Origin of the sequence: Laspinema palackyanum D2c, assembly GCF_025370875.1 — a bacterium.
Classification (GTDB): domain Bacteria; phylum Cyanobacteriota; class Cyanobacteriia; order Cyanobacteriales; family Laspinemataceae; genus Laspinema; species Laspinema palackyanum.
The window spans coordinates 130948-145217 of record NZ_JAMXFD010000013.1 but is presented as its reverse complement, the minus strand read 5'-3'; the positions used below and the strand labels follow the sequence as shown (position 1 = coordinate 145217).

The window sequence follows — 14270 nt, the reverse complement described above, 5'->3', positions numbered from 1 at the left end:
TTGCTCTGGTCAACCGGGCAGGGGTTCGGCCATTCTGGTGAAGAAGCAAGGCATGGCAAGGGTTAGGGAGTCTCTCCGCTTTCGCCTTGATTTTACACGCAATTTTTTATCGTATCATACCCGGTTCCGATTTCTACAGCCTCGACCAAAAAAGTCCAGTAGCGTTCAGGACCATCACCGTTCTCCCGAATTGGCGACTTTACTCTTGTAGTCACAACAACCCCCCAGGGAGAATAATCGTTTTTTTATTTAAACGGAGTGAAGTGATGAGATATTTTTTTCCGATGTGATGGCAAAAGGAGATCTTTTTAACCCAAGGACAGGATACCATTTGGGGCGATGAAGAGGGTGCCTAGAACTGCTAAAGACTAATTCTAAAACTCCTAAGACTAGGGTCAGAAGAGCCAAACATCACACTACGACAGAGGGCATAAATCAACGTTATGGCACAGCGCTACGTCCGAATCCAAACCCCAGAGGGACGGATTTACTATGGATTACTTCAATTGAGTAGAGGCGTTCAGTTGCTTGATGCGCCCCCCTGGTTAAAGGGAAAACCAACCGAACGATTCCTCGAACCCGAAACGTACAGGATCCTCGCGCCTTGCGTTCCGTCAAAAATTGTCGCCGTCGGCAAAAACTATGCAGATCATGCCGCTGAGATGGGAACGCCAGTTCCTAGAGAACCCCTACTCTTTTTGAAACCCCCAACTGCGGTGATTGCTGATGGAGACGAGATCGCCTATCCGCCTCAGTCTGAGCGGGTCGATTATGAGGGAGAATTGGCCCTTGTGATTGGAGAACGGTGCGTGGATTGTACGCCGGAGGAGGCAACGGGGAAAATTTGGGGATATACCATCGCCAATGATGTGACGGCGAGGGACTTACAAAAAAAAGATGGTCAATGGACCCGAGGCAAGGGATTTGATACCTTTTGTCCCTTGGGGCCTTGGATTGTTCGAGAACTCAGTCCTGGAGCGGGTTTACAGACTTTTGTGAATGATGCCCCCGAACCTGTGCAATCGAGCGTCATTGATAATATGGTGTTTCCCCCGGATGTCTTGGTTTCCTATATTTCTCAAGTGATGACCCTACTCCCAGGAGATGTGGTATTGACGGGAACCCCGGAAGGGATAGGGCCATTGCAGGTGGGCGATCGCGTCCGGGTGGAAATTGAAGGCATTGGCAGCTTAGAAAATACCGTCAGGCAACGTCTAACCCCATCGGATCTATAGTTAGTCGTCATCTGCCTAAATTGCTGCACCAGCAGCCATTGGCTGCTGGTCCGTTCTAGCGTACCTGCATATGCACCGCTTCAGAAATCGTCGGAATTTCGGCATAGCGCCCCAACAAGGACTGCACCACAGAGTAAACCACCGCTGCGATCGTTCCTAAAAACAGCATATTAAACAGCGTCTGCACCGCCAAGGTCGGGAGGCCCTTCCCGAGCAGTTCCACCACCAAACCTGTGATGGATAACACAATATTTAGCAAAATTGCCTGCATGGTATTAAACCGAATGAAGCGGCTGATATTGTCGTTTCTAACCACAGCAAACAGCAGGACGAAAAAGATAATCAGTCCCATCCATTGATTGCTATAATACAGGGCCCTTAAAGGGAGTAGGGGGGTTAAAAAGACTTGAAGAAAGGGAAACTCTTTGAACAAAAACATCCCAAATTCTACCCCCACAATCAGGGGCAGTAGGTAGGGCAAACTGGCAAAAATGCGATCGGTTACTGGGGTAGAACTGTTCCAACTCATCGCTTTAATCTCCTGAGTGTCAATGATTCATACTTAAATGGCCTCTAAGCTCAGGATAGCGCAGGGAGAGGATTTGAGGGTTTAGATTTTAGAGTCGCGATCGGCTGTGCCTTAATCACAATACCGACTCCAGTCGCCGCATCTGGGGTGGGATAACGACAGAAACGGGAGGGCGATCGCACCCTCCCGTTCCTAAATTTTACCCTTGATAGGGCATCCGTATCCTAGATTGGCCGTTGTTCACACCTACTTCTGAATCGAATGGATCCAAACATTGCCATCAGGACCGCAAACCCGGTCCATATAGCTGTAGGGATACATCAACCGGCGTCCTTCCAAATGGCTGTAACCCGTCAGTGCATCTCCCCAAGGGTCTTGCACAATATACCCTTGCCGGTTATAGCCGATAATCGTAATAATATGCCCGGTTGCCGTAAAGTATCCGGCAATCACCACCGGACGGCGATTAATCAGCTCATTCTTCACATCGGACCAGGTACTGGTGGTGCTAAAGCTATGCTTGAACCCATAAGCGCGGACCATCGCCGATAAAACACTGTGATCCGTTTGGGACCCGACTCCGCCATAGTTAAAACACCATTGCAGCAGTTCATCCTCCAACTGACCCCCGCGCTTGGACCGGATGCCATAGTAATGAAACACCATCGCGATCGAGGTCACATTGCAGGTAGACCAATAGTAGCGAGGATTATCCCGTTGGGAAAAATACGGCACATTCAACTCAATTTGATTCGGAACTGGATCAAAGGTGCGACCCCCACGCTGCATCCGCAGATGTCCCGGAAACAGAAAACCCGTATTCCCAAACCCGGGAAACTCTTCCGTTAACGACGCTTTCAAATGTCCCGATTCGATCGCATAACTCGCCACGCCATACACCCGTCCCAGGGGTAAAGTCACCTTATCTGTAGCACTCAACCGCGCTGCATCCACGGGTTGTTTCTTCAACGCCGTCGTCTCCCGAATCGTTGCCGTCAACGCATCGGAATCATACGACACCACCTGATTCCGGTTCTTAATTTGAACGTGCTGCCAATACACATACCCCACATTGCCAAAACCAGGAATCGATTCACTCAAAGTAACCCGGAAATGTCCAGAGGTACAGGCATATCCAGTAATTCCCAGGGTTTTACCCAGCAGCAATTCCGCTTTTTGAGCCGCAGAAAGATTCGCTGAATCAACAGGTTGCGCCTTAATTAAGGTAGTTTTAGTGACCAACATTTGAGCAGGAGTTCCAGCAATCTGGACATCCTCAATATTAAAGTTGAAGACTTTACTCCCTTTGCTCAGTTGCACATGGCCTTCATAAAAATAGCCAAACTCACCGATGGGTTGAATTGGACTCTCTAGGGTAACCTTGAGATGACCATCTAACAATCCATAACGGCTGACTTGAACCGTCATCCCTGCTTTAACTAAAACTTTTTGCTGATTATTCAGACTGGCGGAATCCACTGGGGAAACCTTAAAAAAGGTGTCCTCCTGAATTTTTAAGGTTAAAGCTTCTCCAACGGTTGTCGGATCCGTGGTGACCGTAATATTAATAACGTCAGACCCAATCAATTGACCCCGAGCATCGGTTCCTTTGAGGCGTAACCAGCGAGCACCCGCCCCACTAAATCCGTTGTTGAGATTAACTTGCCAAGTGCCTGCACTCGGATTTAATTGCACCGGCAGAGAAAATTTATCTTCGGCGGATAAGGTGACGGTGGCAATTTTCTGGGGGTCATAAGTGCCTTTGAGAATTACAGGCTTTTCGACTAAAACTTCCGTCGGACCTTGATAGCTGAGGCCAAACCCGGTACTAATTGGCGTATTGTCCCGATTTAATTGAACAAAATCGGGGAAAAGATAGCCGGTATTGCCAAATTGAGGCAGGTTTTCGGTTAGGGAAATTTTTAAATGTCCCGCTTCCATTGCATAGCTGGCTACGCCATAAATCTCGCCGGATTTGAGGGAATAGAGTTGTTCCGGGGGGAGTTGGCTAGAGTCAATGGGTTGTTTTTTGAAGGGGTTGGTTTGGAGAATGGTCAGGGTAATGGCGTTGGCATCGTAGTCGATCGCCAAGCCATCTTTTTTGAGGCTAACATGGGGATGATAAAGATAACCTCGGTTACCAAATCCCGGGATTTCTTCGGAAAGGGAAACTAGAAAATGGCCGGGAACGCAAGCATGGCCGGTGATTAAAAAGGTTTGACCCGCTTGCAGTTGGGCTTGTTCGCGATCGCTCAGTTCCGAGGAGTCTTCCGGTTTGGCTTTGATTTTGGTGGTTTCCCGGATGGTTAGCAACCCAAAACCGGGCGGGGGTTCGACGGAGTTACCGCTGTTGAAGGGAGAGTTAACGAGGTTTGGAATGAGTTCGATATGTTTGTCATAAAAGTAGCCCGATTCACCCACTGGGGCGATTCCTTGGGCTAATTGAACGCGGAAATGACCTTCGCTCAATTCGTAGCTTTTAATCTCAAGGGTCTGTCCCGCTTTTATCGCTACTTTTTGAGTGGCACTTAAGGTAGAAGATGATGCAGTGGACACTTTGAAAAAAGTGTCATGGAGAATCTTAAAAGTGAAGGAATTGCCTAAACTCATCGGTTCTGCTCACAGTAATATCAACAGGAGGAAGACTTCCTGCCTACCCCATAAGACCCTGTTACTTGTGAGCCTAGATTCTATCCGGAATAATCTTTTTTGCTCAGTTATCCTGATGAATTTAGGGGATTAATTGTTAGAATAGATAAAAAAACTCTGTTGTTGGGGGACCCGAAACTGGGTTTTTTGCCTGCATTGGCGGCAATTTGGCAAAACTTCTGCCAAAAACCCGGTTTCTAACCTTTAAGGTCATCCCAGGGACTAGAAACCGGGTTTTTTGCCTGAATTGGCTGCAATTCGGCAAAAATTTTGTAAAAAAACCCGGTTTCTAAGCTGAACTTTACCCCCGAGGGAGTTAGAAATTAGGACAGTGCTGCGAGATTATCTTGAGCGTGGCTGCGGGTGTTGACTGGATCGTAAACTTGAGCGATTGTGCCCTCGCTGTCGATCCAGTAGGTGACCCGCTTAGAACCGTTAACACCATCACAGGGCGATCGCCTTTTTTAGTCGATTCTAATGGATGGCGGCAAGAATATCGGGACCATGTGTTTCAGTATTGAGATTGTCCCCTTCGTAAACTTGGGAGATCTTACCGATCGCATCAATGATGTAAGTGACCCGCTTAGAATAGTCGCCCTTTTCTACGTCATAAGCTTTGGTAATGGCACCATCCGTATCCGCTAAGAGGGGAAAGGGAAGACTAAATTTTTGACTAAATTGTTGATGGGAAGCTTCATCATCTCGGCTGACTCCTAATACGCCGATGTCTTTGTTTCTAAATTCCGAATAAGAGTCGCGAAAACTACAGGCTTCTTTGGTACAGCCCGGAGTATCATCTTTGGGGTAAAAGTACAATACTAGGGTTTTTCCAGCAAAATCAGAGAGTTTGACGACGTTGCCATTGGTATCTCTGGCGGTAAATTCCGGGGCTGCTGTGCCAACTGGTAAGGTCATAAATGCAGGTTTTTCCTAAATTTGATGTCTTGTAATTGTATCATCCGAGATGGATTTTGACAAGGGAAAAAGACTGGATTAATGGGGAGATTTCCGTACTGAATTGTGTGGAGAAGATGAAATCAATCATCAAGATGGGAAAGGGTGGCGGAGGCGATCGCCTCTGTGGGAAGCCACTTCCTAGGGAATCCTGGCAAAAGCCTGTCAAAAGTTGCCAGGGCAATTTTGCAGAATTTGATATATCAGTTTTGGGTCCTTTTGTCAATCGAAATGCTCCCCAATCCGGCTGTCTAAAGACCTGTTTTATCCATGACGCTGCGGAGGCGGGCTTTGTCCGCTTTTTCCCCATCCTTAAGGGTGTGGGTTTTAAAGGGTCTGATCAGGCGGATCAGGGGAATCCGGTGGACATTTTATGCCGGACGAGGCTCAACTCAAGGGATGGAGAGGGTAAGATCTGAGTTAATCTAAAACTATCCAGGCTTTAGTCTTCCGATCGCCATGACTGCCGTTCAACCCCAGAAAACCAACAGAATTGCATATCCCGAAGGCACCTTAAAACGGGCCGCTAGGGGTATGAAGTGTTTGCCCTTTAAACTAGAATTATTTGTAACCATGCGCGATCGCAGTGTGCCGTTATTGGCAATCGTCGATTCCCCCGGAGTCGAAAACAACTATACGCGATCGCCAATCAACGAACGCAGCGTAGAAAACAGCCTGTTGTGGCTGATTCAACTGGGTGTATTGCGTCGAGAAGTCGATGGGCAAGGGATTACCGATAGTTTCCGCCTGACGCCCTTGGGACGGCAACTGGTGGCTCTATGGGAACAGTCCCCGGGTCAAATTCCACCCCCATCCTGGGGCGATCGCCTTTATAATTTTCTCAACCGTTGGGTGCGATTTCCAATCTTTTAGCAAAACCACTGAGAAACTTCTGCCATTATGAAAGCCATTATGGTTGTTGGGACCACATCCCACGCCGGGAAATCGGCGATCGCCACGGCCCTATGCCGAATCCTCTATCGCCGAGGGATGCGCGTTGCCCCTTTTAAAGGACAAAACATGGCCTTAAACGCCTACGTTACCCTCAAAGGTGGAGAAATTGGCTACGCCCAAGCAGTCCAAGCCTGGGCTGCCGGAATTGCCCCGGAAGTGGAAATGAACCCAATTTTATTAAAACCTCAAGGGGATATGACTTCTCAAGTCATCCTTCGAGGAAAACCCGAGGGCAAAGTTGGGGCAGCAGAATACTATGAACAGTTTTTTGATCGGGGTTGGAGTGCGATCGTTGAGTCATTGAATTCCCTTGCCAAAGAATTTGATATCATCGTCTGCGAAGGGGCCGGAAGTCCAGCAGAAATCAACCTCAAACATCGAGATTTAACCAATATGCGCGTTGCCAAACATCTCAACGCGCCTACTGTCTTGGTGGTCGATATTGACCGAGGCGGTGCCTTTGCTCATGTGGTTGGCACCTTAGCATTATTAGACCCAGAAGAACGCGCCTTAATTCGTGGGGTGGTAATTAATAAGTTTAGAGGACAGCGATCGCTCCTTGACTCGGGCATTACCTGGTTAGAGGAATACACCGGCATTCCCGTACTCGGGGTAATTCCTTGGATCTCAGAAATGTTTCCCGCAGAAGACTCCCTCAGTTTATTAAATCCTCCCAGTCACAAAGAAGAGAGCGAAATTACCATTGCGGTGATTCGCTTACCGAGAATTTCTAACTTTACAGATTTCGACCCCTTAGAAGCCGAACCGAGTGTCACCCTCAAATATATCAATCCCAAGCAATCTTTGGGCTATCCCGATGCAGTGATTATCCCCGGTTCTAAAACAACAATCGCGGATTTGCTCGTTCTGAAACAAACGGGGATGGCGGCAGAGCTGCAAAACTATGTGGCTGGAGGTGGAACGGTTTTAGGCATTTGTGGCGGATACCAGATGTTAGGCCAAGTCGTAGCGGACCCGGAAGGCGTTGAAGGCATAGAAGGACGATTTGAAGGGTTGAATCTCTTGCCGATTAAAACCGTAATTACTAACCATAAAGTTTCGCGACAACGGGTGGTTAATTCTAATTATCCCACCCCCGGTTTACCCGTTACGGGTTATGAAATTCATCAGGGTCGGACGCAACCGAGCGAACGGTTCAATGGCGCGTTATCTCCAGATATTAAACCCCTATTTGATGATTTGAATTTAGGGCTGGTGGATAAAGAACAATCCGTTTGGGGTTGCTATTTGCATGGTTTGTTTGATAATGGACCTTGGCGGCGGGCTTGGTTAAATCGCCTCCGCAATCAAAGAGGGTTAAAATCTTTACCCACAGGGATTGCTAACTACCGAGACCAACGAGAAGAAATTATTGATGCGTTGGCAACGATTGTCGAAGCCCATTTAGATTTAACCCCCTTGTTATGAGGACCGGCTCCCTGGGTGATTAACGAAAAAAGAGCGTAGGAGTTTGGGGCGGAGCAACGGGGGAACAATGAAGTGTTACCCTTCACTTAAGTTAAAATTATGAGTGTAGATGTTATTTTTTTACCCGATCGCATTACGGTAAAAGCGGAGGTCGGCGAACCGTTACTAGAGGTGGCGAAACGGGCCGGAATAACGATTCCTACCGGATGTTTGATGGGGTCTTGTCATGCTTGCGAAGTCGAAATTGATGGCGATCGCACCGTTTGTTCCTGTATTTCTGGTGTACCTGGGGGTCAAGAACGGGTTACTATTAATATCTATATTGATCCGACCTGGTAAAAGGTAAATTTCACCCGGTGCAATCCTCATCCTCAATCCCTTTCCCACAATGGGAGAGGGACTTTGATTTTGCTCTCCTTCCCACCCAATGGGAGAAGGGTTGGTATCATGAGAACAAAATTGTGGTAAATTGACTGAAAATCCCCGCTCTTGGGTTAACGGGTTCAAGATTTTAAATTTCTGAAAATTCTAGCTTATCTTATAAAGAAGCACCCCAGGCGATTCCGATGCCTTGGAGGTCGTTACACTCCGATCGCCCTTCTGTGGGTCCTCTTCAGCCCTCTGTCAAGTTATTATGCTGCAACCTAATTATTTACCCTTCTATTCCCCAGACTTAGAACAAGCGATCAACCGATCACCGATGGTCGTTTCTCCCGATACCCCCCTAATTGATGTCATTACCCAAATGGCTCAATCCAGAGCGAGTTGCGCCCTCACCGATGTGACCGCATCAATGGCATTCAGTCCCCTGGATGACGTGGGAGACGGCTGTGTATTGGTGATGGAGGGTGAGCAATTACGGGGAATTTTTAGCGAACGGGATGTGGTACATCTGTGTGCGGCAGGGGTCAAAATTGTAGATATCACCATTGCCGAAGTCATGACGAATGCGGTAATTACCCTAGTTCAGTCGGAGTTTCGGGACCTGTTTCAAGTCCTCTCCCTGATGCAGAAACATGGCATTCGTCACTTGCCTCTGGTTGATGCCACGGGTCAGGTCTTAGGACTTTTGAGTCATGGCAGTATCCGAAAAGTGCTACAGCCGGTTAATCTCCTCAAGGCGCGATCGGTCTTAGAAGTGATGATTCGCGGGGTGGTGACGGCACCCCCAACCGCATCCTTGCTATCCCTGGCGGAATTGATGTCTCGGAACAAGGTTAGCTGCGTGGTGATTACCCAGATGCCAGAAACCCTGAACCCTGACCTCACCGAGGGTCCCGTTCACGGCGTCCCCATTTCTCCCCCAGCATCGCACCCTCAATCCCAGAGCCATCGGGAGAGCGGATCCATCGCTGTCGGAATTGTCACGGAACGGGACCTCGTGCAATTTCATGCTCTGGATCTGGATTTGAGTGCCACGGCAGCGGAGGTGGTAATGAGTCAGCCCTTATTTTCACTCACACCCCACGATTCCCTGTGGAATGCTCATCAGATCATGAAACAGTGGTCTGTCCGCCGCTTAGTTGTGGTTTCTGAACAGGGGGAACTGTTGGGAATTGTCACCCAATCTACCCTCCTGCAAGCCTTTGATCCAATGGAAATGTATCGGGTGATTGAGATTTTACAACAATCCGTTGAAGAACAGCTGGTTGAACTAACTGAAACAAACGAACTGTTGCAAAAAGAGATTGTAGAACGTCAACAAGCCCAAGAAGAATTAAATCGGGCTTTAGCTAAAGAAAAAGAACTGAATGCACTGAAATCTAGTTTTTCTTCAATGGTGACTCACGAATTCAGAAATCCCCTGACTTCGATTTTATGTGCGTCCCAGTTATTGGAAAGATTTGCGGATAAGATATCAGAAGAACAGCGATTGAATTATCTCAAAATGATTCAAAATACCGCTGAATATATGGACCAAATGATAGATGATTTGCTGGTTCTAGGTCGGGTAGAAAATCGCAAATTAGACTATGAGCCGGAATCCTTAGATATAGTCAAATTATGCCAGGATTTAGTTGAAGAACGGCAATTTAGCGATCCGGAACATCATTCAATTAGGTTCCAGGCGATCGGGCCGACTGAGCAAGCCTGTCTCGATGAGAAGCTCCTGCGCTACATTCTCGGAAATTTACTCACTAATGCTTGCAAATATTCCCCTCCTAATAGCCCCATTTATTTTGATTTAATTTGTCAAGACAATCAAGCCATTTTTAAAATTCGCGATGGTGGGATTGGCATTCCGGCAGAGGACCTCAAACAATTGTTTCAGTCCTTTTACCGGGCCAGAAATGTCGGTAAAATACCGGGAACGGGATTGGGACTGACTATCGTGAAAAACTGCGTAGAAGCACATCACGGTCAGATTGCGGTGGAAAGTGAGGTCAATTTGGGGACGACTTTTACGGTAACTTTACCCTTAACTCCAGAAGCGCCGGTTGATTCCGCAGTGCGGCACTTTATTTAGGGTAGGATTACAGTTGAGAATAGTCCGCGATCGCATACTCCCGAAATCGTTCTAAATCCGCTTGAATCGTGGATTCTACCACGCGACCTAAAAATAAATTATCCATAATTTGTCCCAGAATCCCGGGAATGCAATATGCGACGGTGAGCTTAACCATACTGCCTTCTTGATGGCGATCGTAAAACCGAATTGCCCCGCGATTCGGCAATCCATCCACCGATTCCCATTGAATAATCTGATTCGGAACAATTTTTAAAATTCGAGAGAGCCAACTAAATTCAAATCCCCCAGAGGCTAATTTCCACCGCGATAATTCCGGATCTTCTTCTAAAATATGCACCGATTCAATCCATTTCATCCAGCGCGGCATCTGCTCTAAATCCGACCAGAGACTCCACACATGATCAATCGGAGTATTAACTTCTACTAAGACGCTATGTTCTAGCCAATTTGTCATAAGACTTTAAAGGTTTAAATTAATAGTTTATCGGTTGAACTCGTTTTCTAAAACCAGTAGGGTGGACCCAAGCCCACCCTACTTCTACAGTTTAGCGTTAACTTCAATTACCCGATCGCCAACGGTTTAGGACTCGCCGTTAATTCATTCACCCGCCCTAAAATTGCTTTAGCCGCTTGCCTTCCCGAAAGAGTAGCCCCTTCCATACTGTCAATATAATCCTGTTGGGTATAGCTTCCAGCTAGGAAGAAATTCCCCACGGGAGTCTGTTGGGCTGGGCGATAGGGGTCCATTCCTGGCGCTTCCCGATAGAGGGATTGCGCCAACTTGACCACACTGTACCAGGTCATATTCAACTCGCGGGACGAGGGGAACAGTTCATGCACTTGATTGAGCACATGATGGGCGATCGCCTCGTTACTCTGCTTGATAAACGGATCTCCAGGCGTCAATACCAATTGCATCAACGACCCTTCCCCTTTCCGATAATAATCCGAGGGCGAAGTCAAGGCTAAATCTGCAAAACAAGAAAAGTCGGCATCTGGGGTATAAAGCAGATTGTCAATGCCTGCCGCTTCCTCCAACTGCTGACGCTTACTCGCATCATGCATTTCCGTCACCCAGCCATCAAAGCGCAATTGCACCGTGGCAACGGGCACCGCGTCGAGTTTGTAGATATTATCGAACTCCGGCCATTTGCGCCATGCCGGGGGTAAGACTTTCTGAATGCCAGGGACATCACAGGCAAAAACATAAGCATCGGCAGTGATGGTTTCTTCCGTTTCCCCTTGCGCCACAATCAATCCCGTGACTTCCGTTTCTCCACTCTCTTCAGAAAAGAGAATCTCCCGGACCCGGCGTCGCGTATGGATTTTAGTTCCTCTAGCTTCTAAATATTGAATGATGGGCTGATGGAGGTAGGTATCCGGGGACCCTTCTAACATCCGCAGGACTGACGCTTCCGTTTTGGCGGCAAAAAACTGGAAAATGGTCAGCATACAGCGGGCGGAAATGTTTTCCGTATCGATAAAACCCAAGGCGTAGGCGATCGGGTTCCACATCCGCTTGAGACTGCCATTAGAACCGCCATGTTTGCGGAACCAGTCGGCGAAACTGATGCGATCGAGCTTACGAATGGTGTTCATCGCCCCATCGAAGTCCACTAAACCCCGGACAATTGGGCTAGTCCCCAGGGCGATCGCATTGGTGAGTTTATCTTGTACGGAGAGTTGAGAGGTGGTGAAAAAGGCTTTTAAACCGTTGAAGGGTGCGCCGGTAATAAACCGAAAATCTAGTTCCCCGGTTTTGCCACCCTCGTTGACAAAGATATGAGTATGGTCTTTTAGGCGCAAATTATCGATTGCCCCTACTTTTTTCATTAAGTCGAAAAGGTTGTAATAGCAGCCGAAAAAGACGTGCAACCCCATTTCCACATGGTTGCCTTCGGCATCTACCCAACTGCCGACTTTCCCGCCGACAAAGGGACGAGACTCGAAGATTTCCACTTCGTGACCCGCATCAACTAACTCAATGGCGGTGGACATTCCGGCTAGTCCCGCCCCTGCGATCGCTACCCGCATTCTGCCTATCCTGTAATGGTTCTTTACAGATTGTAATATAAGGCGCACCATCTGAGTTCAAGTCAAACTCTATCAAAACCCACAGGCTGAAGCCTGGGGCTATACAGACGAAGCCTGCCTACGCAGGCTAAAAGCGAAAACCGACTTTTACCAACCGGATTGGGTATGATGGCAAGGTCCATAAAAACCCGCACCCTGAAGGGTGCGGGTTTTTAAAAGTCTCTTAGCCCGCGCAGGCGGGCTTCGTCCGTATAGCCCCAGGCTTCAGCCTGCGGGTTTTTATTTGAAAAACCACATTCCCTATGACTTAATGGCGGGCTGAACCTTCTTGACGCGCTGCCTGTTGGACGGCGGCAGAGACGGCGGTAACGACGCGATCGTCGAACACGGAGGGAATGATATTTTCCCGGCTGAGATCCGAGGGTTTGACTAAGGAGGCGATCGCCTTGGCTGCTTCCAAATACATGGTTTCCGTAATCGTATGGGCCCGACAATCCAGCGCCCCCCGGAAGATGCCGGGAAATGCCAAAACGTTGTTAATTTGGTTCGGATAATCGCTGCGCCCCGTGGCAATGACGGCGACATCATCCATGATTAATTCCGGTTGAATTTCCGGGATGGGATTTGCCATTGCAAAGACAATCGGATCCGGTGCCATTGAACGCACCATTTCCGGAGTTAGTACCCCGGGGGCACTGACGCCAATAAACATATCCGTTCCTTTAATCGCATCGGCTAAACTGCCGCCTTTTTCTACAGCAAATTCGCGTTTTTCATCGTTTAAATCGGTGCGATCGTGACTGAGGATGCCTTTGGAATCACATAAGGTCATATAGCGTGCACCAGATTGGCGTAATAAACGGGCGATCGCCACCCCAGCGGCCCCGGCCCCATTCATGACAATCCGGATATCTTCCATCGCTTTACCCACCACTTTCAAGGCATTGATAGAGGCAGCTAAGGTAACGATCGCCGTTCCATGTTGGTCATCATGAAACACCGGAATATCCAATTCCCGGCGCAATCGCGCTTCAATCTCGAAACAGCGAGGGGAACTAATATCTTCTAAATTAACCCCGCCAAATACCGTAGCAATTCGTTTGACGGTTTCTACAATTTCGTCACTATCTTGGGTGTTCAAACAGATGGGAAACGCATCAATTCCCGCAAAGGCTTTAAATAACATCGCCTTACCTTCCATGACCGGGAGTGCGCCTCCGGGACCGAGATTGCCTAAGCCTAAAACTGCTGAACCATCAGTGACGATCGCCACGGTATTTTGCTTGATGGTCAGATTGTAGAGTTGTTCGGGATTGTTGGCGATTTCCATACAAATTCGCCCCACGCCGGGGGTGTATGCCATCGCTAAATCGGCTTGAGTTTTGAGGGCAATTTTATTTTCGATACTAATTTTTCCGCCGCGATGCAGGTTAAAGGTGCGATCATAAACGTTGAGCACTTTAATGTCGGAGATGCCCTTGATTTTTTGGACAATCTCTTCGGCGTGTTCGGTACTAGAAGCATCGACGGTAATATCCCGAGTTGTATGAGCGCGGGTTTGTTCGATCAAGTCGATTTGGCCGAGATTCCCTCCAACGGAGGCGATCGCCTGGGTCACAGTCGCCAGGGTTCCGGCTCGGTTGAGAAGTTGCAAGCGAATCGTTACACTAAAGCTAGAATTGGGTGTTAATGCTACCATCTTACTGCTGTTGTCCTCCAACAATTCACCAAACCTATTAGACGCTCCGTCGCGCCTGCTGTGGTTTTTCCATCAAGGCTAATATTTTACCCTGATTTGCTCCTTGATTACGTCAGCAAAACCCTAAATTATGGGCTAATTTTGATAATTCCCAAATCTCATATTTTTTCAGGTTTTAAGATAAAATATTAATTATTTCTAAGGAGCAATAATAAATGTTAAATTTTTGAGGGGATTTTTCAGGTTAATCGCGGGTGCCATCCCTAAAAAAAATCCGCCAGGAAAAATGAGTCAGAACCTGTCATTGATACGTTCTCA

General features: G+C 47.9%; 11 protein-coding genes. 5 read left to right on the top strand and 6 right to left on the bottom strand.

The genetic code is table 11. The features are described 5' to 3' along the window. The first annotated feature begins 443 nt into the window (after positions 1-443). Positions 444-1235, top strand: a complete 792-nt coding sequence (locus NG795_RS16400) for a fumarylacetoacetate hydrolase family protein (RefSeq protein ID WP_367289724.1) — start codon at positions 444-446, stop codon at positions 1233-1235. A gap of 55 nt (positions 1236-1290) precedes the next feature. Here NG795_RS16400 and NG795_RS16395 read toward each other — a convergent pair whose 3' ends face one another. From NG795_RS16395 to NG795_RS16385, 3 genes are all read right to left on the bottom strand, one after another. Then, complete coding sequence (locus NG795_RS16395) at positions 1291-1764, bottom strand: Tic20 family protein (protein ID WP_367289723.1); 474 nt, start codon at positions 1762-1764, stop codon at positions 1291-1293. 246 nt (positions 1765-2010) lie between these two features. Beyond that, on the bottom strand, positions 2011-4374 hold the full coding sequence (locus NG795_RS16390; protein ID WP_367289722.1) for a C39 family peptidase: 2364 nt from the start codon (positions 4372-4374) through the stop codon (positions 2011-2013). 513 nt (positions 4375-4887) lie between these two features. Continuing rightward, entirely contained in the window at positions 4888-5328 is a 441-nt protein-coding gene (locus tag NG795_RS16385; protein WP_367289721.1) for a peroxiredoxin, read from the bottom strand. Between the two features lie 498 nt (positions 5329-5826). Here NG795_RS16385 and NG795_RS16380 point away from each other — a divergent pair, with 498 nt between their 5' ends. The 4 genes from NG795_RS16380 (at position 5827) to NG795_RS16365 (ending at position 10216) form a co-directional block, all read left to right on the top strand. Then, positions 5827-6240, top strand: a complete 414-nt coding sequence (locus tag NG795_RS16380; RefSeq protein WP_367289720.1) for an Npun_F0494 family protein — start codon at positions 5827-5829, stop codon at positions 6238-6240. Positions 6241-6267: 27 nt separating this feature from the next. Then, complete coding sequence (cobQ, locus tag NG795_RS16375; protein WP_367289719.1) at positions 6268-7749, top strand: cobyric acid synthase CobQ; 1482 nt, start codon at positions 6268-6270, stop codon at positions 7747-7749. A 99-nt stretch (positions 7750-7848) separates the two neighbouring features. Then, on the top strand, positions 7849-8088 hold the full coding sequence (locus tag NG795_RS16370) for a 2Fe-2S iron-sulfur cluster-binding protein (RefSeq protein ID WP_367289718.1): 240 nt from the start codon (positions 7849-7851) through the stop codon (positions 8086-8088). 295 nt (positions 8089-8383) lie between these two features. Next, entirely contained in the window at positions 8384-10216 is a 1833-nt protein-coding gene (locus NG795_RS16365; RefSeq protein ID WP_367289717.1) for a CBS domain-containing protein, read from the top strand. A gap of 7 nt (positions 10217-10223) precedes the next feature. Here the strand turns inward: NG795_RS16365 and NG795_RS16360 are convergent, their stop codons facing one another. The 3 genes from NG795_RS16360 to NG795_RS16350 all read right to left on the bottom strand — a co-directional run bounded on the left by NG795_RS16360 (position 10224) and on the right by NG795_RS16350 (position 13952). Beyond that, positions 10224-10673 (bottom strand): SRPBCC family protein, encoded by a 450-nt coding sequence (locus NG795_RS16360; RefSeq protein ID WP_367289716.1) that lies wholly within the window; start codon positions 10671-10673, stop codon positions 10224-10226. A 107-nt stretch (positions 10674-10780) separates the two neighbouring features. Further along, positions 10781-12253, bottom strand: coding sequence for a 9,9'-di-cis-zeta-carotene desaturase (gene zds, locus NG795_RS16355; protein WP_367289715.1), 1473 nt, complete (start codon positions 12251-12253; stop codon positions 10781-10783). 307 nt (positions 12254-12560) lie between these two features. Continuing rightward, positions 12561-13952: a malic enzyme-like NAD(P)-binding protein gene (locus NG795_RS16350; RefSeq protein WP_367289714.1), complete on the bottom strand. Its 1392-nt coding sequence runs from the start codon at positions 13950-13952 to the stop codon at positions 12561-12563. Positions 13953-14270 lie beyond the last annotated feature (318 nt).

Coding starts and splice junctions, on each gene's coding strand:
- NG795_RS16360 (WP_367289716.1), bottom strand. CDS start 10,673: ATGACAAATTGGCTAGAACATAGCGTCTTAGTAGAAGTTAATACTCCG.
- zds (WP_367289715.1), bottom strand. CDS start 12,253: ATGCGGGTAGCGATCGCAGGGGCGGGACTAGCCGGAATGTCCACCGCC.
- NG795_RS16350 (WP_367289714.1), bottom strand. CDS start 13,952: ATGGTAGCATTAACACCCAATTCTAGCTTTAGTGTAACGATTCGCTTG.
- NG795_RS16370 (WP_367289718.1), top strand. CDS start 7,849: ATGAGTGTAGATGTTATTTTTTTACCCGATCGCATTACGGTAAAAGCG.
- NG795_RS16365 (WP_367289717.1), top strand. CDS start 8,384: ATGCTGCAACCTAATTATTTACCCTTCTATTCCCCAGACTTAGAACAA.
- cobQ (WP_367289719.1), top strand. CDS start 6,268: ATGAAAGCCATTATGGTTGTTGGGACCACATCCCACGCCGGGAAATCG.
- NG795_RS16400 (WP_367289724.1), top strand. CDS start 444: ATGGCACAGCGCTACGTCCGAATCCAAACCCCAGAGGGACGGATTTAC.
- NG795_RS16390 (WP_367289722.1), bottom strand. CDS start 4,374: ATGAGTTTAGGCAATTCCTTCACTTTTAAGATTCTCCATGACACTTTT.
- NG795_RS16385 (WP_367289721.1), bottom strand. CDS start 5,328: ATGACCTTACCAGTTGGCACAGCAGCCCCGGAATTTACCGCCAGAGAT.
- NG795_RS16395 (WP_367289723.1), bottom strand. CDS start 1,764: ATGAGTTGGAACAGTTCTACCCCAGTAACCGATCGCATTTTTGCCAGT.
- NG795_RS16380 (WP_367289720.1), top strand. CDS start 5,827: ATGACTGCCGTTCAACCCCAGAAAACCAACAGAATTGCATATCCCGAA.